Origin of the sequence: Pseudomonas sp. TH07, assembly GCF_016651285.1 — a bacterium.
GTDB lineage: Bacteria > Pseudomonadota > Gammaproteobacteria > Pseudomonadales > Pseudomonadaceae > Aquipseudomonas.
In genome coordinates, this window is sequence record NZ_JAEKED010000001.1 from 5,735,005 (window position 1) to 5,758,317 (window position 23,313).

A 23,313-nucleotide genomic window follows, 5' to 3' on the forward strand; every position below is an offset into this window, starting at 1 on the left:
GCAGATGCGCGACTTCAATAAAAAGCTCGCCTGGTTGCCACGCTTTCGAATCCGCAATCGGCTCACGCCCCGGGTGATCCAGGCCCTGCTGCGTGCCGGCCAGATCGGCGGCGCCGGCAAATTACTGCAGCACGGGCTCAAGGCTGAAACACGGGTCATCGGTGTCGACGGCCTTGCGGTGCCCGTGCGCATCCTCAGGCCCGCCGGAAAAGCCAAGGGCGTGGTGCTGGATTTCCATGGCGGCGGCTGGGTGATCGGCAACGCGCAGATGAACGACCCCCTCAACCTGGCCATGGTCAATGAGTGCCAGGTCGCGGTGGTTTCAGTGGACTACCGGCTTGCCGTATCGACCCCGGTTGAAGGCCTGATGCAGGACTGCCTGAGTGCCGCGCGCTGGTTGCTGAGTGCCGAATGCGAGGAGTTTGCCGGCCTGCCGGTGATTGTCGTGGGTGAGTCGGCCGGGGGCCATCTGGCTGTGGCCACCTTGCTGGCCCTGAAACAGTGGCCCGACCTGCTGCAGCGGGTGCGCGGTGCGCTGCTGTACTACGGCGTCTACGACCTCGGCGGAACCCCCAGCGTGCACGCCGCGCCTGCGCAAACCCTGGTGCTGGACGGGCCCGGCATGGTGCAGGCGCTGCGCATGCTGACGCCGGGGTTGAGCGACGAGCAGCGCCGGCAGCCGCCGCTGTCACCGCTGTATGGCGACTTTACCGACTTGCCGCCAGCCCTTCTGCTGGCCGCCGAGCTGGATCCGCTGATAGACGACACCCTGCAGATCGCCGAGCGCTGGGTGCAGTCGGCAGCGGTTGAGGTGCACGTGGTGCCCGCTGCGGCCCATGGCTTCATTCATTTTCCGACCGCACTGGGCGCTGCTGTCCTGGCTTACAGCCGAAAGTGGATAACGGCGCGAATCGATGGGCCCAATTGCTGAAAAACCATCGACTCAACCCCGTCAGCAGGTTTATCTAGATCGCCAGCACAAAACGGCTCTCGCCCCCCGCCTGCGCGCCGGTAGCGGGGTGTTCAAGCAGGAACCCGCAGCGCATCAGGACTTTCTTCGAACCGAGATTGGCCTCGTAGACATACGCCACCAGCTGCGAAAGCTGCCAGCGCCTGCGCGCCTCCTGGATCAGGTGCCGCACGGCCAGGGTGGCCAGCCCCTGCCCGCATGCGTCTTGCGCGATGCGATAACCGATCTGCGCAGAACGCTGCACCGGGTCGATGCTTTTCAAGTTGGCCCGACCGACTATTTTCCCCCCGGTCTCTTCGACCACGAACGGGTGCCAGCGGCCATCGGCAAAGTCGGACAAGTAACCTTGAATATGTTCGGTGACGCCCTGCAAGGAGTAGAAAGCCGGGGCACGGGCATCGATATGGGACTCGAACCACTGGCGGTTGTCGGTTTCGAATGCCAGCAAGGCTTGGGCGTCAGTAACTCTCAGTTCGCGAACTCTATATGTGTTCATTCATCACCTCGGCTGCCCTGCTCGATAAAGATCAGGGGCGAGCGGCCAGCACAGCTGAATAAAAGGCGGGCTGGTTTTTGCGGCCCGGTCACAGCGAGCGCAAGCTTACAGCACCTGCGCTCCGACTCCATGACCGGCCCAATGGACGACACCCTGCCCGGCTTGCGCTGCAACAGCCGGTGCTCAGGTAAGATGCGGGCCGGATCGAATGCGCTGATGGACCTCAGCCGCCACCCCCGCCAAGGAATCTGGGTATGGACAATGCGTTGCAAATAGAACCCGGCGAAGAGACGGTCGTAGGACATTGCGGAACCTGTGGGCACGAAACCAGGATGTTTCGCGGTTTTGTATTCAATGCTGACGGCGCTTATGCCGTGTACCTGGGCACCTATACGGCCGCCCATCCCGAGCGGGGCCTGTCGATGGCCGTCAGCCTTCGGGGCTGGGGCGCGGGCTCGGACACAACGGCCAAGGAATGCGTGGCGCTGGAGTGGAGAATCACCGACCGCGAACCCGGTTGCCGGGTCCTCGATGCAGACGACACCTCATGGGCCGGCAAGCCGATTCTGGGCCGGATGCTGTCTCGGCACGAGGCGATGAGTTCCGGTCGCGGAGCCGAAGCCTTCGCCGTCACCGATGCGCTGTGGAAGGCGGATCCTCGGTTGGCCAAGGCCTTGGACGATGACGCCTAGCCCCGCTCGCCGTTGGCGACACCCAGGCCAACGGCAATGCCCAGGCCGGGCCGCCGACTAGGGCAGCACGCGCTGGCGCTTGAGGCTGTCCAGCGCATTGAGCAGCGACGCGGTTGAGTCGACCCTTTCAGTGAAGCCATAGCGGTAGATTTTGTTGGTATCGGAAATGATGTCGTTCTCGGTGTGGAAGATAAAATCCCCGAAGGCCCAGCCCACCAGCTTCTCCAGGTCGTCTTGAATCAGATTGTGGCGCTTGGCGATCTCCCGCCATAACCCGGCCTTGTCCGGCATGTGCCGGGTCAGTGTCAGCGGCACCGGCGAAGCGGTGTTCATTGCCAGGTGCCGGGCGATGTCCGGCCACATGCGTTCCCAGCGGAAAATATCGCCGTTGGCCACATTGAACGCCTCGCCGCCCGCCGACTCGCTGAGGGCTGCCCAGACGCTGGCCCGTGCCAGTAACCCGGCATCGGTGAACTGCAGCAATTGGCCATAGGCCTTGTCGGTTCCGGGGAATCGCATCGGGATATCAAGGGCACGGGACAATTCGGCAAAGACGCCGATGAGCAGCGCAATATTCATCGGGTTGCCGTGGATATCACCGACAACCAGATCAGGACGCAGCGCCACATAATCCCAGCGACTGCGTTCGGCGCGCGTTCTGAGCTGGGCTTCCTGGGCCCTGTACAGGTTCGGCGGCATATGCCCGGCGTCGCTCTCCAGGGCCGGCGTGGGTACCTTGGCGCCCAGGTGCGAACCGTAGATCTTGAAGCCCTGATAGATGACTACCCGTTCAAGGGCGGAATCAGCCTGCTCCAGCCCGTCCAGCACATTGCCCAGCATCCGCGCATTGCGCTGGGCTTCCAGCGCCAAGTCAGGGTCCGGGCTGAAAGCGGCGTAAAACACATGGGTCGTGTCTCGGGCTGCCTGCAACGCGAGGGCCACCGCCTGCGCGTCGACCAGGTCCGCCTGCAAGGTCTCGGTGCCGGCTACGGGGCGCCGATCCAGAGCCCTGACCCGCCAGCCCTCACGCTTGAGTTCCTGGGCCACGGCATTCCCGATGATGCCGTTGGCGCCGACCACCAGCGCGGTTTTACGGTTTGCCGGAGTGAGGCTCATAGCGCCTCCCCATTACCAAATTCGATCATTTGCTTGCTCCTTCCATGCAGGATGCACGGCTTGAGACACATGATGCCCCTCGTGCTATCTGTGATATAGACTGCCGTCACGACTGACTTTCATGACATAAATTCACAATGGCACGCTGGGATATCAACCGTTTGGCAGAGATGGAAATGTTCATCCGAGTGATAGAGCTCGGCAATTTTTCCTTGGCCGCGCGGGACTTCCGCATGACCCCCTCGGCGGTCAGCAAATTGATTTCACGCCTGGAAACCCGCCTCCAAGCACGCCTGTTGAACCGCACCACGCGCCGCCTGACGCCGACGCCGGAAGGCCACTCGTTTTACGAGCAATGCGTGAGGATTCTTGCCGAGGTGGAGGACGCAGAACGCAGTACTTCCGGCCAGGGCGAACCCCGGGGTCGTCTCAGGGTCAGCGCCAGTGTGCCCTTTGCCCAAGGGGTCTTGTTCGCACTGGTTCCAGGGTTTCTCTCGCGCTACCCGGGCATCGAACTCGACATCGTACTGACCGACCAGGTGGTGAATCTGCTGGAAGAGCGAACCGATGTCGCGATACGCCACGGCGCACTGGAAAGCTCGCGCCTGGTGGCCAGGAAGCTCGGTGAATCACGGATGATCGTCGTCGCCGCGCCCGCCTACCTGAAGCTCCATGGCCTGCCGCGCGTGCCCGACGACCTGACCCGGCATAACCGCCTGGACTTCGGCTACACGCGTACCCTCAAAGGCTGGCCTTTTGTGGTGGACGGCACGCAATGGATCGTCTCGCCCGAGGGCAATCTGACGGCCAGCGACGGTGAGGCCCTGCGCCAACTGACACTGGCCGGCATGGGCCTGGCGCGCCTCGATGAGTTCCAGGTGGTCGACGACATTACCGCGGGAAGGCTGGTGCCGGTCCTGCAAGGTTTCAACCCGGGCGACGTCGATCCCCTGCACGCCGTGTTTCTCGGACAGGGCCCGCAGATGCCGCTACGGGTGCGGGTTTTTCTCGACTACCTGGTGGCGAATGTTCGACTCCAGCGCCTGGAAGCCGGACAGGCAACGCCCGATATACCGCGTTCTACCTGACGCACTGGCCTGGGCTGTTCATTGAACCGAGCCCCTACGCCTGCCGCTTCGTGTGGTTGCCCATAAGGCCCGGGGCGCCGGGTGCCGCTAACCCGGCAAAAAACCCAAATTGCCATGTGTTTCCTTCGTCCTTTCCTACGTCGCACCTTTCATTGCCCGTTTCCCCCTGCCTGGAGTTTCTCGATGCCCTCGCCCAAATCCCTGCCCACTGCGCTGTTGGGCCTGGCCCTTGCCTGCCCGGCCCTGGCCGAGGCCCAGGAGATGGAGCTGGGTCAGGTGCTGATCCGGGCCCAGGAACAGGGCGGCGAGGAACAGACGCTGGAAGATGCCGAGACCCGGCTGTCCCAGGTGCCGGGGGCGACCAATGTGGTCGATATGCGGCGCCCGCTGCAGGGCCGGGTGGCCAGCAACCAGGATGTGCTGGCGTATCAGCCGGGGGTGTACGCGCAGTCGGCGGGCAATGAAGGGGTGAAGATTTCGATTCGCGGCTCGGGTATCAACCGCGCCCCCGGCGCCCATGCGTCGGGGCTGTACACGATGCTCGACGGCCTGCCCCTGACCGGCCCCGGTGGCACGCCCTATGAATTGTTGGAGCCGCTGTGGCTCGATCACGTGGAAGTGCTGCGCGGCGCCAACGGCTTCGACCGTGGCGCCCTGGCCCTGGGCGGGGCCATCGATTACGTCAGCCACACCGGCTACGACGCGCCGCTGTTGCAGGTGCGCTATGGCATGGGCAGCCACGGCTACCGCCAGCGCCAGGTCAGTTCGGGGCAGGTGCTGGGCGACTTCGATTACTACCTGTCCCTGACCGATGCCCGCTCCGACGGTTACCAGGACCACACCTCCAGCAGCAGCCAGGGAGTGGTGGCCAACTTCGGCTATCGCTTCAACCCGAACCTGGAGACGCGCTTCTACCTGCGCCACCGCGAGACCGAAAACGAACTGGCCGGGCGCGTGCCCAAGCGCTCCATCGATCATGATCCACGGGCGGCCAACCCCACCTACGTCGCCCGCGACTATAACCGCGACCAGCCGGGCAGCACCTTTATCGGCAACAAGACCACCTACTACATCGACGACGATTCGAGCCTCCAGACCGGGCTGGTCTACCACGACTACCCCATGGACCTGCGCGAAGGCCCCAACCGCCTGCGGGTGGCCTATACCGACGTCAGCGGCACCTTCGACTACAAGCGCCGCGACACCCTGTGGGGCCTGGAAAGCCACAGCACCCTGGGCCTGCGCGTAACCAAGCACCTGCCCAATGCCGGCGCCAGCGAGTTTGTGCGCATTCCCACCGGCAACACCGCCGGCTATGCACCGGGCACGCGGATCCGCGATTTCACCTACCAGGGTTCAGACAGCGTGCTGCACCTGGGCAACGACCTGGAGATCGCCGACGACCTGTGGCTGACCACGGGCCTGGCGGCCATCTACACCCGCCGTGAAAGCGCGGTGACCTACCCCGACAGCGGCGGTAAGACCAGCCTGCACGACTGGGATTACGCGCCGCGCCTGGGCCTGCGCTACCAGTTGAACAAGGACGTGCAACTGTTCGGCAACCTCAGCCGTTCAGTGGAAGGGCCGCACCCCTGGTCGCTGATCTACAGCTCCAACCGGGTGTTCGGGCCCGGCAGCGGGGTCGCCACCGGCGCCCAGCGCGAGCCGATCGAGTTGCGCAATCAGACCGCTACTACCCTGGAACTCGGCGGGCGTGGCGACAGTGCCCTGGGCCAGTGGAGCCTGGCCTGGTACTACGCCCAGGTGCGTCATGAACTGCTGTCGGTGCTGCCCGACGCCAACGCCACCACGCCCTATGAACTCAACGCCAGCCCCACGGTGCACCAGGGGCTGGAAGCGAGTCTGCAGAGCACCTTGTGGTCGCGGGACGGCGTCGGCCGACTGAGCCTGCGCCAGGCCTACACCTTGAGCGACTTCCACTACCGCGACGATCAGCGCTTTGGCGACAACCGCCTGCCGGGCCTGCCGATGCACTATTACCAGGGCGAGCTGCGCTACGACTGGCCCCTGGGTTTCTTCGCGGCGCTCAATACGCAACTGGTGTCCAAGGCTACGGTGGATTACGCCAACAGCTATTACGCCGACCCTTACGCACTGTTCGGCGCCACCCTGGGCTACAACGCACCCAAGGACGACTGGCAGGCCTGGGTCGACATGCGCAACCTGACCAACCAGCACTACGCCGCCACCGTGACACCGGGCTACGACGACAAAGGCCTGGACGCGGCGCGTTCGACGCCGGGCGAGGGGTTGGGGGTGTATTTCGGTGTGTCGTGGAGCCTGCGCTGAGGGCCGCCCCGCCCTCGCCTCTCGACGCCGACAAATAACCTGCGAACTTGCGCCCATTGCAGGCCCGAGCCGCCACACACTAGAATAGGATTCATTCCCACTTACGACTTTTTCTCATGAAGCCCACTCCACCCGCCGAGGCCGCAACGCTCGAAGCCCTGTATCGCGGCTACCACGGCTGGTTGCTGAGTTGGCTGCGCCGCCGCGTGCAGTGTTCTCACTACGCGGCGGACGTGGCGCAGGACACCTTTATCCGTCTGCTCGCCACCGGCCCCTATGTGGCCCCGTGCGAACCCCAGGCCTACCTCGCAACCGTGGCGCGTCGCCTGTTGATGGACAAGGGCCGGCGCCAGCGCCTGGAGCAGGCCTACCTGGAAGAGCTCAAACTCTGCGCCGCCTGCATGGACCACGCGCCTTCGCCGGAGCAGATCCTGCAAGCGGTGCAAGTGCTGGAGGCCATCGACCGGGCCCTGGCCCAGATGAAGCCCCGGGTGCGCGAGAGTTTTATCCTGCGGCACCTCGAAGGCCTGGACCAGACGCAGATCGCCCAGCGCCTGGGGGTCTCGGTGCGCACCGTGCAGCACGATCTGGTGGAGGCCCTACTGGCCTGCGACCGGTGCGCCCAGGCATGAAGTCATCGCTGCCACCCGAGGTATTGCGGCAGGCCGCCGAATGGCTGGTGCGCCTCGACCACCAGACCGATGCCGCCACCGAACAGGCGTTCCAGGCCTGGCTGGCCGCCGACCCGCAACACCGCCACAGCATCACGCGCCTGCAAGGCCACCTGCTGCCCCTGCAACAGGCCCCGGCCCGTGCCGCATTGCGCCGGGCCCGACAACCACGAGCCGCGGCCACGGCGGCCAAATGCCTGGGCCTGGCTGTGCTGCTGGGCCTGGCTGCGGTGCCGGCCTATGAGTATGGGCAGCAGGGTTACCTGCTGGCCGACCTCAGCACCGGCAGCGGCCAGTGGCGCCAGCAACGCCTGGACGATGGCAGCGACCTGCAACTCGAAGGCGGCTCGGCGGTGGACCTGCACTTTGACCCCGGCCAGCGTCGGGTGCAGTTGCTGCGTGGCGAAATCCTGGTGAACGTGGCCAAGGATGCCCAGCGGCCGTTTTATGTCGACACCCCTCAAGGCAGCATCCGCGCCCTGGGCACGCGGTTTATCGTCCAGCGCAGCGGCGATGCGACCCAGGTCACCATGCTCGAGTCCTCCACCCGCATCGACAGCGCCGGGCAACAGCAGGTGCTCGGTCCCGGCCAGCGCCTGCGTTTCGACGCCCGGGGCCCGGGGACGGTGGAACAGGTCGATGCCGACGCCCTCGAGCAAGCCTGGACCCACCATCAATTGCTGGCCAATGACCAGCCCCTGGCGGACGTGCTTGAACGCCTGGCGCGGCATCGACCGGGCCTGCTGCTGTTCGATCGCCAGGCCTTGCAAGGCCTGCGCGTGACGGTGATGTTGCCGACCGACGACAGCGACAAGGCGCTGCGCCTGCTGCAGCGCACCTTGCCGATTGAAGTCAGCCACTACACCCCATGGCTGACCCGGGTGACCCTGACCCCCGCGGAAAAATAATGTGCCCGGGCGTTGCGTGTTTGCGGTTTTGCTCCGTCCTTCCCTTGGCCAACATCCAAAGGAGCACCGATAACATGTCTTCAATCCCGTCCACCCGTGGCGGCCTGCTGCTGGCCGGCCACCTGTTGCTTGGCTGCCTGCCGCTGGCGTTGCCGGCCCTGTCCTATGCCCAGGAGCAGGTCCAGGCCTTCGACATTGCCCCCGGTCCCCTGGGTGATGTGCTGAGCCGTTTTGCCCAGGCCGCCGGTACGCCGATCTCCTTCCAGTCCGAGCAGGTGGCCGGCTTGACCAGCCCCGGCGTGCGCGGCAACTACAGCGTGGCGGACGGGTTTGCCCAGGTGCTCGGCGGCAGCGGCTTCAGTGCCCGGGCCAGCGCCGATGGCTACCAGCTCGACAGTGCCCCGGTGCAAGGTGCGCTGGCGCTGGGCGCGACCCAGATCAACGCCAACCTGTTGGGCACCATCACCGAAGGCAGCGGCTCCTACACCCCGGGCACCCTCGCCACCTCCACGCGCATGGTGCTCACCCCGCGGGAAACGCCGCAGTCGATCACCGTGATCACCCGCCAGCACATGGACGATTTCGCCCTCAGTTCCATCGACGATGTAATGCGCCACACCCCGGGCATCACCGTGTCGACCTATGACAGCGAACGCACCAACTACTTCGCGCGGGGTTTCTCGGTCGAGAACTTCCAATACGACGGCATCCCGACCCTGCGCAACTCGGCCTATTCGTCGGGGCAGACCCTGAGCGACATGGCGATCTACGACCGGGTGGAAGTGCTCAAAGGCGCCACCGGCCTGCTGAACGGCGCCGGAGCGCCGGGGGCGACGATCAACCTGATCCGCAAAAAGCCGACCCGCGACTTCAAGGCCAACATCGAGCTGGGCGCCGGCAGCTGGGACAACTACCGCTCGCAGATCGATGTCAGCGGCCCCCTGACCGACAGCGGCAACCTGCGCGGCCGGGCCGTGGCGGTGTACCAGGACAAGCATTCGTTCATGGACCACTACCAGCGCAAGACCAGCGTCTACTTCGGCAGCCTGGAAGCCGACCTCGGCGAGGACACCCTGCTGACGGTGGGCTTCGACGCCCAGGAAAACGACCCCCAGGGCTCGGGCTGGTCCGGCAGCCGTCCGCTGTTCGACCGCAATGGCGACCGCATCGACGTCAAGCGCTCCTACAACAACGGCGCCAAGTGGAGCCGCTGGGAACAGTACACCCAAAGCGTGTTCTCGACCCTGGAACACAGTTTAGCCAATGGCTGGGTGGCCAAGGCGCAACTGACCCATCTGCAAAACGGCTATAACGCGCCGCTGGGTTCGGTGCAGAGCGGCCCGTTCCCGGCCAACGGGCTGTCGTCGCTGTGGTCCAACAAATTCACCGGCAAAACCCGCGCGGATTCGGCCGACCTCTACGTCAACGGCCCCTTCAGCCTGCTGGGTCGCGAGCATGAACTGGTGGTGGGCGCCTCGGCGTCCAATTCCCACTGGACCGGCAAGGACTACGGCGCCCCCGTCTACGCCAACGGCAACAGCTTCGACTTCTGGAGCTTCAACGGCGATCGCGCCGAGCCGGACTGGGGCGAACCGACCCAGTACAACGACCTGACCACCCGCCAGAGCGCGGGCTACATCAGCGCCCGCTTCAATCTCAGCGATGACCTGAACCTGTTCCTCGGCACCCGCGTCGCCAACTACAAACTGACCGGCGATGAACACTCCACGGAAACCGGGCGGCTGGTGCCCTACGTCGGCGTCACCTACGACCTCAACGACAACTTCACCGCCTACGCCAGCTACACCGAAATCTTCATGCCCCAGACTTACAACCGCGACCGCAACAACAAGGTGCTGGAGCCGGATGAAGGCAAGAACTACGAGGTCGGGGTCAAGGGTGAATTCTTTGACGGACGGCTCAACACCAGCCTGGCGTACTTCGAGGTCCACGAAAGCAACCGCGCTGAAGGCGACGCCGAATACAACGCCGCGCCGACCAACCCGGCGCTGGGCTACGCCTCGGTCGGCACCGACGCCAAGACTCGGGGCTATGAAGCGGAGATTTCCGGCGAACTGGCCCCAGGCTGGCAGCTCCAGGCCGGCTACACCCATAAGATCATCCGCGACCACCAGAGCAAGAAACTCTCGACCTGGGAGCCGGAAGACCAGGTCAGCTTCGACACCTCGTACACATTCCAGGGTGCCCTCGACCGCCTGACCGTCGGCGGCGGCGCGCGCTGGCAGAGCAAGGCCTGGCAGAACCTGTACATTCGGCCGAAGAACCAATACCAGGACTTCTCCCAGGAGGCCTACTGGCTGGTGGACCTGATGGCGAAGTACCAAATCACCGAACACCTGTCCACCACCCTTAACCTCAATAACGCCTTCGACAAGCGCTACTACACCAACATCGGCTTCTACAACACCGCCTACTACGGCGACCCGCGCAACGTGATGCTCAACACCCGCTGGGATTTCTAGCCCCCGCCCAGCCAAAAAAACGCCATGCCCTCCCCCGAGGCCATGGCGTTTTTGCGCGCGGTCGCAAGGCTCGGCAGCGGCTACAGGGTTGCGGCGCCGGTTTGCCAGTCATCGGGGATCACTGCAATCACATCGATTTCCATCAGCCATTGCGGCTGGCCCAGGCCCGAGATCACCAACCCGGTAGAGATCGGGAACACGCCCTTGAGCCACTTGCCGATCTCCTGATACACCGGCTCGCGGTAGCGCGGGTCGATGATGTAGGTGGTGGTCTTGACGATATGGGACAGGTCCGAACCCGCCTCTTCCAGCAGTTGCTTGACGTTTTTCATCGCCTGCTCGGCCTGGGCCCGGGGGTCGCCAAGGCCGACCAGGTTGCCGTCGAAATCGGTGCCGATCTGGCCGCGCACATACACCGTGTTGCCGGCGCGCACGGCCTGGCACAGGTCGTTGTCCAGGGCCTGGTTGGGGTAGGTTTCCTTGGTGTTGAACATGCGGATGCGGGTGTGGGTGGGCTGCGACATCGGGAGCTCCTGAGTAGAGAAATACAACGCCAGGCCGGCACTGCGGGTGCCGGTTCGGACCATGGTTGTCAGGCACTGACCGCCGGCTTTTCCAGCAGGGTGAGCGGCGCGACGGCGCTGTCCGCCTGGCGCTGGCTGGCATCGCGATAGGTCAGGTACTGGCGCTGGGTGGCGATATGGTCGGCGACGTATTTGGCGTCGTGCCAAACGCCCCAGATAAACGACGAACCACGCCGTGACTGCCACGGCAGGCCCAGGAAGTAGATCCCCGATTCCGTGGACACCCCGCGCTGGTGCTGCGGCTTGCCGCTGGGATCAAAGGCATCGACTTCCAGCCAGCTGTAATCCGCAACAAAACCGGTGGCCCAGATGATGGTACTGATGCCTGCCGCCGCCAGATCGAGTTCGAGGATCGGCTGGGTCACGCACGGCGGATCGGGGAATACCCGACGGGCTTCAGGGTCGAGGGGCAGGTCCAGGCCGTTGCGCTCGATATAGGCATCGGCGGCATTGAGCAGCGCCAGGTAGTTCTCGTCGCCGCGTGCCAGGTTGTCGACCAGGTCCGGGCGAAAGCTCACCACCCCGTCCTTGAAGGACTGGGTCAGGCCCACCAGGTTCAGGCCGCGCTGGGCCAGCTCGCGAAAGTCCACGGTACGCCCGCCGTGGGCACCGCTGACGGCGATGGTCACGTGCTCGCGCCCGGGCTTCATCGCGGCCGCGTCCCACTCCCCCAGCACCCCCAGCCACCAGCAGAAATCCCGGTTGCGATAGGCCCGTGGCGGCCGGTCGTGCTGGCCGATGGAGAGGTAGACGGTCTTGCCGGCGCGTTGCAGTTCATCGGCAATCTGCGTGCCCGATGAACCGGCGCCCACCACCAGCACCGCGCCTTCGGGCAGTTGCCCGGGGTTGCGGTAGTGCGCCGAATGCAATTGGGTCAGGCGCGGATCCTGGGGCGCGATGGCCGGGATCACCGGCTGCTGGAACGGCCCGGTCGCCGCCACCACGCGGTTGGCTTCGATCACGCCCTCGGAGGTTTCCACGGTAAAGCCCGGACGCCCGATATTGCGCCGTACTTTGTGCACCTCGACCCCGGTGCGGATCGGCGCGTTGAAGGTGCGGGCGTAGGCCTCGAAGTAATCCGCCACCCGCTCCTTGGAGGCAAAGCTGTCCGGGCTCAGGTCGTCGAACTCCAACCCCGGAAAGCGATCGTGCCAGGCCGGACCATTGGCCACCAGGGAATCCCAGCGCCCGGTGCGCCAGGCCTCGGCGATCCGGTTGCGCTCCAGCACCAGGTGCGGCACCCCCAGTTTGCTCAGGTGTTCGCTCATGGCCACGCCTGCCTGACCGGCGCCCACAACCAGCGTATCTGTCTGTATTTTTCCAGCTGTCATGCCTGTGTCCTTCTCGAAGGCGGGTGTGGTCGCATTCTGTGCAGATACCGGGCATAGCGAAATTATGATTTTTGTCGTCGCAAGGCAGGAAAAAACTAGGGCCGGCAGCGACGCCTGCACGACCCTGTGGCTGGCCTACTCGGCGCCGAGCATGCCGTGGCACAGCAGGCCGAGGAAGCTGCGCATATGGGCGGCATGGGCGGCACGGTCCGGCGTGGGCTCGGTGGCCAGGCGGATGAACGCCATGTTGGCGTACTGGTTGAAGACGGTGGCGGCGACCTCGATATCGACGCTCGCGCGCACCTTGCCCAGGCGCTGGAAATGCATCAGCAGGGCCTGGGTTTCCTCGATCACCGCCGCGTTCCAGGGTTGCAGGGCCTGGGACAGCTCACCAGTGAACAGGAACGGCGCCAGCTCGCGCCACAGGGACGCCGGCATGGCCTGGAGCTGATAGCGGGTCATCAGGCCTTCGAACTCGCACAGAGCCTCCAGCGGGTCGCTGCGCTCGTCCAGGTGCGCGCGGGCTTCGCCCATGGCCTGCTCGTCCGGGGCCTTGAGCAGGGCCAGGAGGATCTCCTGTTTGCCGCCGAAATAATTGACCACGGTCGGCGACGACACCCCAGCCTGGTGGGCGATCTGCTCCAGGGTGGTGGCGCCGAACCCATTGCGCTTGAACAGCTGCAACGCGGCCTCGGCGATCACCTGGCGGCGCTGCTCCTTTTGCCTCTCTCGTAGTCCGGACATGGTTCCCCTGGGGTGCGCTGACGATGTCGGCCAGCCTACGGATATCACTTTTCAAGGACAAATATTTTCTTTACAAAAATATTTTTAGGTGCCAAATATTAACCCCGCGCTGCCCTGCCCCCCGTCGGCAGGCAGCCCGATCGCCCACTGCGCCTCATACCTGGAGCACGCCATGACCGCCGACCTCGACCCCACCCGCAGCACCCTGGACTATCAAAACGCCGACGCCGCGCACCACATTCATGCCTTCGTCGACCAGAAAGCCCTCAACGCCGAAGGCCCGCGGGTGATGGTCGGCGGCGAGCGCCTGGCGCTGTGGGACAACGACGGCAAGCGCTACCTGGACGGCATGTCCGGCCTGTGGTGCACCAACCTCGGCTACGGCCGCAAGGACCTGGCCGACGCGGCCTATGCGCAATTGCAGCAACTGCCGTACTACAACATGTTCTTCCACACCACCCACCCGGCGGTGATCGAGCTGTCGGAGCTGCTGTTCAGTCTGCTGCCGGCCCATTACAGCCACGCGATCTACACCAACTCCGGCTCCGAGGCCAACGAGGTGCTGATCCGCACTGTGCGCAAGTTCTGGCAGGTGATGGGCCAGCCGCAGAAGAAAATCATGATCGGTCGCTGGAACGGCTACCACGGCTCGACCCTGGCGGCGACGGCCCTGGGCGGCATGAAATTCATGCATGAAATGGGTGGCACCGTGCCCGATGTGGCGCATATCGACGAGCCCTACTGGTACGCCCACGAAGGCAACCTGAGCCCCGAGGAGTTCGGCCTGCAGATGGCGCGGCAACTGGAGCAGAAGATCCTCGAACTGGGGGCCGACAAGGTCGCCGCCTTCGTTGCCGAGCCGTTCCAGGGCGCGGGCGGGATGATCATCCCACCGGCCAGCTACTGGCCGGAAATCCAGCGCATCTGTCGCCAGTACGACGTGCTGCTGTGCGCCGACGAAGTGATCGGCGGCTTTGGCCGCACCGGCGAATGGTTCGCCCACCAGACCATGGGCTTCGAGCCCGACACACTGTCCATCGCCAAGGGCCTGACCTCGGGATACATCCCCATGGGCGGGCTGATTCTGTCGCGGCGCATGGCCGAGGCCCTGGTGGAAAAAGGCGGCGTATTCGCCCACGGCCTGACCTACTCCGGGCACCCGGTGGCCGCCGCCGTGGCCATCGCCAACCTCAAGGCATTGCGCGATGAAGGGGTGGTGACCCAGGTCCGTACCGACACCGGCCCGTACTTGCAGAACTGCCTGCGGGAGGTGTTCAGCGACCACCCGCTGGTGGGTGAAGTCCAGGGCATCGGCCTGGTGGCGGCACTGCAATTTGCCGAGGACAAGGCCACCCGCAAACGCTTCGCCAACGAGAACGATATTGCCTGGCGCTGCCGCACCATCGGCTTCGAAGAAGGCCTGATCATCCGCTCGACCCTGGGCCGCATGATCATGGCCCCGGCCCTGGTGGCGACCCGTGCCGAGCTCGATGAGTTGGTGGACAAGACGCGGATCGCCGTCGATCGCACGGCCCGCGAGTACGGGCGCTTGTAACGGCAGGCATTGGCCTGACAAGTATTTACTTAAGCAAGCACCACAAAAAACCTCGTTTCGCCAACCGCAGCGCCTGGACAGAATGGATTCATATCCAGTCCACGTCCCAGGACCACCTGGGGCGCGGATGGCTGGCCAGACGAAACAGGAGCACCACGCCATGACTTTTTCCATCGTCGGCCGCTGCGCCGAAACCGGTCAACTGGGGATCGCCATCAGTTCCTCGAGCATTGCCGTGGGCGCGCGTTGCCCCTGGCTGCGCCCGGGGGTTGGGGCGGTCGCCACGCAAAACATCACCCTGCCCGCCCTCGGGCCCCAGGTGCTGGAACAGATGGAGGCCGGCCTGTCCCCCGCCCAGGCGCTGGACAAGGCCCTGACCAGCAATGGCTACAGCCAGTACCGGCAATTGACCGCCATCGATCACCTGGGCCAGACCGCGCACTTCAGCGGCAGCCAGACCCTGGGCACCCACCATGCGCTGGCCGGCGAGCAGTGCGTCGGCGCCGGCAATATGCTGGCCGACCCCAGGGTGATCGAAACCCTGGTGCAGACCTTCGAAACCAGCGGCGGGCAACTGGCTGACCGGCTGATCGCCGCGATGCAGGCCGCAGTCGCGGCCGGGGGCGAAGCCGGGCCGGTGCATTCGGCGGCGATGGTGGTGGTCGGCGAGTTGACCTGGCCCATCGTCGACCTGCGGGTCGACTGGGCCGACCATGACCCCATCGGCCAACTGGCCCAGCTGTGGCAGGCCTACAGCCCGCAGATGCAGGACTACATCGTGCGCGCGCTGGACCCGACCAAAGCCCCAAGCTACGGCGTGCCCGGGGATGAATAGATGAACAGCCGCGAGTTGCTGGCCAAACTGGTGGGCTTCGACACCACCAGCCGCGAATCCAATCTGCACCTGATCGAGTTCGTGCGTGACTACCTGGCCGGGTTCGGCGTGCCCTGCGAACTGATCTTCAATGAGCCGCGCAGCAAGGCCAATCTGTTCGCTACCCTGGGCCCGCCGCAGGTGCCGGGCATTGTCCTGTCCGGCCACACCGATGTGGTGCCGGTGGACGGCCAGGCGTGGAGCGTCGCCCCCTTTGAGCTCAGCGAGCACGACGGCAAGCTCTACGGGCGCGGCACCGCCGACATGAAGGGCTATATCGCCTGTGTGCTGGCGGCGGTGCCCAGGTTTCTTGCGGCGCCATTGCGCATGCCGCTGCACATTGCCCTGTCCTATGACGAAGAAGTCGGCTGCCTGGGGGTGCGCTCGCTGCTCGCCGAGCTTGAGCGGCGGCCACACAAGCCGCTGCTGTGCATCATTGGCGAACCCACCGAGCTCAAACCGGTGCTCGGGCACAAGGGCAAGCTGGCGATGCGCTGTGACGTGCACGGCGCGGCCTGCCATTCGGCCTACGCCCCCCAGGGGGTGAACGCCATCGAATACGCCGCCGAGCTGATTGGCGAACTGGGCCGCATCGGCGCCCGCCTGCGCCGCCCGGAGCTGCATGACCCGCGTTTCGACCCGCCGTACAGTACCGTGCAGACCGGGCTGATCAGTGGCGGCAAGGCACTGAATATCGTCCCGGCCGATTGTCGTTTCGACTTCGAAGTCCGCGCCCTGCCCAACCAGGATCCGCGGCAGGTCGCCGAGCAGTTGCGGCACTTCGCGCAACAGCAGTTGGTGCCGAGGATGCAGGCCGTGGATGGTGCCAGTGGCATTGGTCTTTCCGAGCTTTCGGCCTATCCGGGCCTGGCCACCGACGCCGACAGCCAGGCGGCGCGCTGGATTGCCCAGTTCTGCGATTCCAGCGAATTTGGCACCGTGGCGTTTGGCACCGAGGGCGGTCTGTTCGACGCCGTGGGCATCCCCACGGTGATTTGCGGGCCGGGCAGCATGGATCAGGGGCACAAGCCCGACGAGTTTGTCAGCCTCGCCCAGCTCGCGGGCTGCGACGCCATGCTCGAACGCCTGGCGTCAGCCCTGCAGGGCTGACCTCAGGCCTGATCCCTGGGCGCCAAGACTTCGCGGCAGTGATCGACAAACAATTGCGCCGGCTTGGTCAACTGCGAGCGGCGCAACCAGGCCGCCGACAACCCGGAGCCGGTGACCTCTTCCACCAGCGGTACGCAGACCAGCTTCTGGCCGTCGTAGGTGTAGTCGGACTTGGGCCGGGTCACCAGGATCGAAAAGCCGAAACCGCGCCCGACCATGCCCCGCACCATCTCGATCGACGGTGAGCTGAACAGGATGTGCGGGGTCAGACCGCGCTCCTCGAAGATGCTGACGAAGTACGTCCGGCTGGGCTGCACATCCAGCAGCACCATGGGTTCGAGCACCAGGTCATTGAGTGACACCCGGGCCTGATGGGCAAAGCGATGGCCTTCGGGCAACAGCGCATAGGGCTGCTGCGGCGCCATCAACGGCGCGGTGTCGATGGTGCTGTCCAAGTCATGCTCATAGAGAATCGCCAGGTCGATGCTGCCCGAGGTCAGGGCCTGCACCAGCTCTTGCTGCTCGCCGTCCCGGATGCGAATTTCCACCCCCGGCCAGCGATCGCGAAAGCCGGCAATCAAACGTGGCAGGTACAGCGGCGCGACGGTTTCAAAACAGCCAATGTCGATCTGCCCGGCCACCACGTCGTTATCGGCCAGGGCGTTTTGCTCGAACTCGTGGGCCACCCGCAGCAGCTCCTGAGCCTTGCGATAGAAGCGTGCGCCGCTGGGAGTCAGGGACACACCCTGGGCGTGGTGGCGGATAAACAACTGCACGCCAAAGCTTTCTTCCAGGTGCTTGATTGCGGTCGAGACCGAAGGTTGGGCGATGTAGAGCTTGCGCGACGCCTCGGCCACGCTGCCGCATTCGACGGTGGTGACGAAGTATTTGAGTTGTCGCAAGTTGTAAGCGGCCATGGCTACCTCGAAAGAGATGGGTCGAACGCATCAAAACGGGGCGCGATCACGGCGCTCGTGCACAGCGTGCAGCCTAGTTGAACGCCGCCGCTGCGTGCCTGCACGAGCAATCGAGCCCCCGGCGCAATGATGCGCGGTACTGGGCCAGGTTAATCAAGAATCGGGCCGTTGCGCCTACGCGCACACAACCTCGATTCTGCAACCAGCACGCCCCGGGTGAAACCAGCAATTTCCTGGGGCCTGAACTTAAAAAAGCTGCTCAACCCGATGCCGCCTGTGTACGAGGTGGTCAGGCAGGACTAACCCCTGTAGCCGCGTACCTCGACAGCGGCTACGGGCGATGTGTGCGCCACGATGAAGCACACCAGCCGAGTTTTTTTATCGATACGGAACACATTTTTACTAATTTCCCACCCCCGGCGCTTGGCCCACTATCGGCCCCACTGATCGTGGACGTAGCCCCGAGGGGCCAACTGGGAGTATGCAGTGACTGACCTCAATACCTGGCAAACGCTGGCGGCCAAGCAACCCTTTAGCAACAGCGCACTGATCGCCGGACGTGCGCACGCCGCGTTGAGCGGCGAGACCTTTGCCGTGCGCAACCCGGCGACCAATGCCCTGCTGGCCAACGTCGCCGCCTGCGGCGATGCCGATATCGACCTGGCCGTCAGCGCTGCCCGCAAGAGTTTTGCCAGCGGCCCCTGGGCCCGCCTGTTGCCGCGGGATCGCAAGGCCGTGCTGCTGCGGCTGGCGGAGCTGATCCTGGCCCACCGCGAAGAGCTGGCCCTGCTCGACAGCATGAGCATGGGCAAGCCGGTGATGGATGCCTGGAGCATCGATGTGCCTGGCGCCGCCCACGTCTTTGCCTGGTACGCCGAAAGCCTCGACAAGCTGTACGACCAGGTCGCCCCCACCGGCCGCGGCGCCCTGGCCACCATCACCCGCGAGCCCCTGGGCGTGATCGCCGCCGTGGTGCCGTGGAACTTCCCGCTGGACATGGCCGCCTGGAAGCTCGCCCCGGCCCTGGCCGCCGGCAACAGCGTGATCCTCAAACCCGCCGAGCAGTCGCCGTTCTCGGCCCTGCGCCTGGCCGAACTGGCGCTGCAGGCCGGGGTCCCGGAAGGCGTGTTCAACGTGGTGACCGGGCTCGGCCAGCACGCCGGGCGCGCCCTGGGCCTGCACCCGGATATCGACGCGCTGGCGTTCACCGGCTCGACCCAGGTCGGCAAGCATTTCATGCAGTACTCGGCGCAATCCAACCTCAAGCAGGTGTGGCTCGAATGCGGTGGCAAGAGCCCGAACCTGGTGTTCGATGATTGTCAGGATCTGGACCTGGCCGCGCAAAAGGCCGCGTTCGGGATTTTCTTCAATCAGGGAGAAGTGTGCTCGGCCAACTCGCGGCTGCTGGTGCAGCGCTTGATCCACGATGAGTTCGTCGAACGCCTGGTCGAACAGACCCGGCACTGGCAGCCCGGCGACCCACTGGACCCCGCGAGCAAGATGGGGGCGATGGTCGATGCACGGCAGACCGCCCGGGTCATGGACTACATCGCCAAGGCCGGCAGCGACGGGGCACAGCGGGTGGCCGGCGGCGAGCAAGTGACGCTCAACGGTTCGAACAACTTTATCCAGCCCACCCTCTTCACCCAGGTCACGCCGCAGATGCGCCTGTCCCGCGAGGAAGTGTTCGGGCCAGTGCTGGCGATCACCGCCTTCGACGATGAAGACCAGGCGGTGCAGATGGCCAACGACCATATCTATGCCCTGGCCGCCTCGGTCTGGAGCGATGACCTGAACCGGGCCCATCGCGTCGCCAGCCGCCTGAATGCCGGGACCGTGTCGGTCAATACCGTGGATGCGCTGGACGTCTGCGTGCCCTTTGGCGGCGGCAAGCAATCGGGCTTTGGCCGCGACCTGTCGCTGCACTCGTTCGACAAATACACCCAGCTCAAAACCACCTGGTTCCAGCTGCGCTGAGCCCCTATCGCAACAGCGGCCCGGTTCGTGCTTGGCCACTGTGACGCACGACCCGGCCGTTTGCGCAAAACCGGCCGGGCACTGTTTACCGGCTTGATCCTCCTTGCCTGCAACTCATGCCTGGGTGTTTGCCCGGGCGATACCAGAGTGAATGACCGATGAATAATAACGACAACAGAGCCGCAACCCTTGAACTGAGCACCATCCAGCCCATTGCCCGGCACCTGCGCCACGGTCGCGCCCGCGACCTGTTCACCATCTGGTTCGGCTCCAACATCATGTTGCTGACGGTGGTCACCGGTGCGCTGGCGGTCACGGTGTTCAAGTTGCCGTTCCTGGCGGCCATGGCCGCCTTGATTGCCGGCAACCTGATCGGCGGCATCTTCATGGCCCTGCACTCGGCCCAGGGCCCGCAACTGGGTGTGCCGCAGATGGTGCAGACCCGGGGCCAGTTCGGCTCCTACGGCTCGCTGCTGGTGGTGGCCCTGGTGGTGATCATGTACCTGGGCTTTTTCGCCTCCAACCTAGTGCTCGGCGGGCAATCGCTGCACAGCCGCTACCCGCTGTTCAGCACCAACCAGGGCATCGTCCTGGTGGGATTGATCAGTGTGGTGGCGACGGTGTTCGGCTATCGCCTGATCCACGCCTACACCCGGCTCATGTCCTACGTGTCGGGGGCGATCCTGCTGCTGTGCTTTGCCTGGATCATCGGCGTGCACGGGCTGCCGGCGGACTTCCTGCAACGCAACCAGACCAACCTCCAGGGCTTTCTCGGCACCCTGTCGATCGCAGCCCTGTGGCAACTGGCGTATGCGCCCTATGTCTCGGACTACTCGCGCTACATGCCGGCCGACACCGGTGGCCGCGCCGCGTTCTGGTCCAGCTATTGGGGCTGCTGCCTGGGCTCGATCCTGCCGATGACCCTGGGGGTGGTGGTTGGCCTGAGTGTGGAAGGCGACATCATCAACGGCCTGATCGAGATGACCGGCAGCATCGCGACCCTGGTGGTGGCGGTGTTTTCCATCGGCATCGCCGCCACCAACGCCATGAACCTGTATTGCGGCACCCTCTCGGCCATCACCGTGGGCCAGACCCTGGTGCCCACGTGGTCGGCCGGCGCCCTGTCGCGGGCGGTGACCGCGCTGCTGCTGTTCTCCATTGCCCTGGCCCTGGCGCTGCTGGGCCAGGATGACTTCATGGCCAACTACACCAACTTCATCCTGTTGCTGCTGTATGTGCTGGTGCCCTGGACTGCGATCAACCTGGTGGACTACTACCTGATCGCCCATGGCAACTACGACGTCGACTCGTTCTTCCGTCGCGACGGCGGGATCTACGGCTACTTCAACTGGACGGCGGTGGGCTGCTATGTGCTCGGGGTGCTGGTGCAGATTCCGTTCATGGCCACCGAGCTGTACACCGGGGTCATCGCCCAGGCCATGGGCGGCGCCGATATTTCCTGGATCGTCGGGCTGCTGGTGATCTCGCCGGTCTACTACCTGGCCAGCCGCCGTCGCAGCCGCCAGCAAGCACTCAAACCCGCAGGGAGAAATGCATGAACACTGACTACGACTACATCATTGTCGGCGCCGGTTCCTCCGGCTGCGTCCTGGCCAACCGCCTGAGCGCCGACCCGAACGTCAGCGTGTGCCTGATCGAAGCCGGCGGCCACGACAACAGCCAGCGCATCCAGACCCCGGCGGGCACCATCACCCTGTACAAGAGCAAGACCTACAGCTGGAACTTCTTCTCCACGCCACAGAAAAACCTCAACGGGCGCCGCCTGCACACGCCACGGGGCAAGGCCCTGGGCGGCTCCAGTTCGATGAACAGCATGATCTACATTCGCGGCCATGCCAGCGACTACGATCGCTGGGCCGAGGCCGGTTGCCCGGGCTGGGACTGGAACAGTGTGCTGCCCTATTTCAAGAAGTCGGAGAACAACCAGCTGGGTCAGGACCCGCGCTTGCATGGTACGGGCGGCGAGCTCAATGTCGAGGCGGCGCGCGACCCCAACCCGGTGTCGGCACTGTTTGTCAGGGCCGCGCAGCGCCTGGGCCTGGCCCGCAACGATGACTTCAACGGCGAGCGGCTCGAAGGCTGCGGGATTTACAACCTCACGCAGAAAAATGCCCGGCGCCTGTCGAGCTACCGCGCCTTTGTCGCGCCGGTCCGGGAGCGACCCAACCTCACCGTCGTCACCGACTGTGCGGTGCGCTCATTGATTCTCGAACAGCGGGTGGCCCGCGGCGTGCAAGTGGACATCCAGGGCCAGCCCCAGGCCTTGCTTGCCCGCCGTGAAGTGCTGCTGTGCGCTGGTTCCCTGGGCAGCCCGCAGCTGCTGCTGGCGTCCGGTATCGGCCCGGCCGCCGAGCTGCAACAGGCCGGGGTCGAGGTCCGGCATGACCTGCCCGGGGTCGGCAAAAACCTCCAGGACCACCTCGACGGGCTGCTCACCATTCGCTCGAAAAGCCCACTGACGCTGGGCTTCTCCCTGGGCTCGCTGCCCAGCATTCTCGCCGCGCCCCTGCGCTACCTGCTGGCGCGCAAGGGCTGGCTCACCACCAACTACGTGGAGGCCGGGGGCTTTGCCCGCACGCCCCTGGCCGAGGCTGTGCCCGATGTGCAGTTCCACTTTGTACCGGGCTATCGCAGCCATCGCGGACGGCTGTTCGAATGGGGCCACGGCTATGCGGTGCACACCTGCGTGCTGCGGCCCAAAAGCATTGGCGAACTGCGCCTGGACCGAGACGGCCAGTTGCTGATCGACTTCAACTTCCTCAGTGACCCGAGCGACGCCCAGGTGCTGATCGAGGGCTTGAAACTGGCCCGGCGAATTCTGGCCGACAGCCAGTTCGACGCCATTCGCGGCGAGGAGATGCTGCCCGGCAAGGCGGTGCAGACCGACGAGCAATTGCTGGCCTATGTGCGCGAGTACGCGGCGACGGTGTTCCACCCGGTGGGCACCTGCAAGATGGGGCTCGACCCCATGAGCGTGGTGGGCCCGGACTTGAAGGTGCATGGGGTGCAGGGGCTGCGGGTGGTGGATGCCTCGATCATGCCGAGCCTGATCAGCGGCAATACCAACGCGCCGTGCATCATGATCGGCGAAAAAGCCGCCGACCTGATCCTGCACGGCACGCCCCAGGCTGCCAGTGCCACCCGCCTGAACCAGGCGGTGACCAGCTGACGATTCGGTCGACCTGGCTCCCCTTGCCACAAAAGAGCGCAGTGCGACGCCCCTGCGACCTGGCTCCCCGCCCATGTGGCGAGGGAGCTTGCTCCCGCTCGGCTGCGCAGCGGCCGCAAATGGCGGCGCGCTGGGCCAAAGTTATCGAGGTGCCAGAGGTTGGGCCTGCTGCGCAGGCCAGCGGGAGCAAGCTCCTCACCACAAAAACAGCGCAGTGCGGCGCCCATACACCTGTCTCCCTCGCCACAAAAACAGCCCATCTTTTTCATCGTCAGCGACGACATATTTACTAATTTT

Annotated in this window: 19 protein-coding genes; 13 read left to right on the forward strand and 6 right to left on the reverse strand. The window is 64.9% G+C overall.

Annotation, left to right across the window (positions count from 1 at the left end; genetic code table 11):
• Window positions 1–4: 4 nt before the first annotated feature.
• Window positions 5–931 (forward strand): alpha/beta hydrolase, encoded by a 927-nt coding sequence (locus tag JFU57_RS26300; RefSeq protein WP_201131302.1) that lies wholly within the window; start codon window positions 5–7, stop codon window positions 929–931.
• 34 nt (window positions 932–965) lie between these two features.
• Here the strand turns inward: JFU57_RS26300 and JFU57_RS26305 are convergent, their stop codons facing one another.
• Window positions 966–1,466 (reverse strand): GNAT family N-acetyltransferase, encoded by a 501-nt coding sequence (locus JFU57_RS26305; RefSeq protein WP_201131303.1) that lies wholly within the window; start codon window positions 1,464–1,466, stop codon window positions 966–968.
• A gap of 254 nt (window positions 1,467–1,720) precedes the next feature.
• Between JFU57_RS26305 and JFU57_RS26310 the strand changes: the two genes are divergently transcribed.
• A complete protein-coding gene (locus JFU57_RS26310) occupies window positions 1,721–2,158 on the forward strand; it encodes a hypothetical protein (RefSeq protein WP_201131304.1) in 438 nt (145 codons plus the stop codon).
• 57 nt (window positions 2,159–2,215) lie between these two features.
• Here JFU57_RS26310 and JFU57_RS26315 read toward each other — a convergent pair whose 3' ends face one another.
• Entirely contained in the window at window positions 2,216–3,274 is a 1,059-nt protein-coding gene (locus tag JFU57_RS26315) for an SDR family oxidoreductase (RefSeq protein WP_078468949.1), read from the reverse strand.
• Between the two features lie 137 nt (window positions 3,275–3,411).
• Here JFU57_RS26315 and JFU57_RS26320 point away from each other — a divergent pair, with 137 nt between their 5' ends.
• The 5 genes from JFU57_RS26320 (at window position 3,412) to JFU57_RS26340 (ending at window position 10,734) form a co-directional block, all read left to right on the forward strand.
• The gene (locus JFU57_RS26320) at window positions 3,412–4,362 is read left to right on the forward strand and encodes a LysR family transcriptional regulator (RefSeq protein WP_201131305.1); all 951 of its coding nucleotides are present in this window, start codon (window positions 3,412–3,414) and stop codon (window positions 4,360–4,362) included.
• Between the two features lie 183 nt (window positions 4,363–4,545).
• A complete protein-coding gene (locus JFU57_RS26325) occupies window positions 4,546–6,672 on the forward strand; it encodes a TonB-dependent receptor family protein (protein ID WP_201131306.1) in 2,127 nt (708 codons plus the stop codon).
• Window positions 6,673–6,788: 116 nt separating this feature from the next.
• Window positions 6,789–7,304 (forward strand): sigma-70 family RNA polymerase sigma factor, encoded by a 516-nt coding sequence (locus tag JFU57_RS26330; RefSeq protein ID WP_078468946.1) that lies wholly within the window; start codon window positions 6,789–6,791, stop codon window positions 7,302–7,304.
• A complete protein-coding gene (locus tag JFU57_RS26335; RefSeq protein ID WP_201131307.1) occupies window positions 7,301–8,251 on the forward strand; it encodes a FecR family protein in 951 nt (316 codons plus the stop codon). The genes JFU57_RS26330 and JFU57_RS26335 overlap by 4 nt, the downstream gene beginning before the upstream one ends.
• Before the next feature lie 74 nt (window positions 8,252–8,325).
• Window positions 8,326–10,734 (forward strand): TonB-dependent siderophore receptor, encoded by a 2,409-nt coding sequence (locus JFU57_RS26340; protein WP_201131308.1) that lies wholly within the window; start codon window positions 8,326–8,328, stop codon window positions 10,732–10,734.
• 80 nt (window positions 10,735–10,814) lie between these two features.
• On the opposite strand, the gene JFU57_RS26345 is transcribed toward JFU57_RS26340, so the two are convergent.
• The 3 genes from JFU57_RS26345 to JFU57_RS26355 all read right to left on the reverse strand — a co-directional run bounded on the left by JFU57_RS26345 (window position 10,815) and on the right by JFU57_RS26355 (window position 13,393).
• The gene (locus tag JFU57_RS26345; protein WP_078468943.1) at window positions 10,815–11,258 is read right to left on the reverse strand and encodes a RidA family protein; all 444 of its coding nucleotides are present in this window, start codon (window positions 11,256–11,258) and stop codon (window positions 10,815–10,817) included.
• A 68-nt stretch (window positions 11,259–11,326) separates the two neighbouring features.
• The gene (locus JFU57_RS26350) at window positions 11,327–12,649 is read right to left on the reverse strand and encodes a flavin-containing monooxygenase (RefSeq protein ID WP_201131309.1); all 1,323 of its coding nucleotides are present in this window, start codon (window positions 12,647–12,649) and stop codon (window positions 11,327–11,329) included.
• Window positions 12,650–12,784: 135 nt separating this feature from the next.
• On the reverse strand, window positions 12,785–13,393 hold the full coding sequence (locus tag JFU57_RS26355) for a TetR/AcrR family transcriptional regulator (RefSeq protein WP_201131310.1): 609 nt from the start codon (window positions 13,391–13,393) through the stop codon (window positions 12,785–12,787).
• A gap of 172 nt (window positions 13,394–13,565) precedes the next feature.
• Here JFU57_RS26355 and JFU57_RS26360 point away from each other — a divergent pair, with 172 nt between their 5' ends.
• The 3 genes from JFU57_RS26360 to argE all read left to right on the forward strand — a co-directional run bounded on the left by JFU57_RS26360 (window position 13,566) and on the right by argE (window position 16,932).
• Complete coding sequence (locus JFU57_RS26360; protein WP_201131311.1) at window positions 13,566–14,948, forward strand: aspartate aminotransferase family protein; 1,383 nt, start codon at window positions 13,566–13,568, stop codon at window positions 14,946–14,948.
• 160 nt (window positions 14,949–15,108) lie between these two features.
• Window positions 15,109–15,783, forward strand: a complete 675-nt coding sequence (locus JFU57_RS26365; RefSeq protein ID WP_078468939.1) for a DUF1028 domain-containing protein — start codon at window positions 15,109–15,111, stop codon at window positions 15,781–15,783.
• On the forward strand, window positions 15,784–16,932 hold the full coding sequence (gene argE, locus JFU57_RS26370) for an acetylornithine deacetylase (RefSeq protein WP_201131312.1): 1,149 nt from the start codon (window positions 15,784–15,786) through the stop codon (window positions 16,930–16,932).
• Between the two features lie 2 nt (window positions 16,933–16,934).
• On the opposite strand, the gene JFU57_RS26375 is transcribed toward argE, so the two are convergent.
• Window positions 16,935–17,849 carry a LysR family transcriptional regulator gene (locus JFU57_RS26375; protein ID WP_078468937.1) on the reverse strand — a complete coding sequence of 305 codons (915 nt, stop codon included), beginning with the start codon at window positions 17,847–17,849 and terminating at the stop codon, window positions 16,935–16,937.
• Window positions 17,850–18,335: 486 nt separating this feature from the next.
• Here JFU57_RS26375 and JFU57_RS26380 point away from each other — a divergent pair, with 486 nt between their 5' ends.
• The 3 genes from JFU57_RS26380 to JFU57_RS26390 all read left to right on the forward strand — a co-directional run bounded on the left by JFU57_RS26380 (window position 18,336) and on the right by JFU57_RS26390 (window position 23,016).
• Complete coding sequence (locus JFU57_RS26380) at window positions 18,336–19,826, forward strand: aldehyde dehydrogenase family protein (RefSeq protein WP_201131313.1); 1,491 nt, start codon at window positions 18,336–18,338, stop codon at window positions 19,824–19,826.
• A 158-nt stretch (window positions 19,827–19,984) separates the two neighbouring features.
• A complete protein-coding gene (locus tag JFU57_RS26385) occupies window positions 19,985–21,385 on the forward strand; it encodes a purine-cytosine permease family protein (RefSeq protein ID WP_201131314.1) in 1,401 nt (466 codons plus the stop codon).
• Entirely contained in the window at window positions 21,382–23,016 is a 1,635-nt protein-coding gene (locus JFU57_RS26390) for a GMC family oxidoreductase (RefSeq protein ID WP_201131315.1), read from the forward strand. Before JFU57_RS26385 ends, JFU57_RS26390 begins: the two co-directional genes overlap by 4 nt.
• Window positions 23,017–23,313 lie beyond the last annotated feature (297 nt).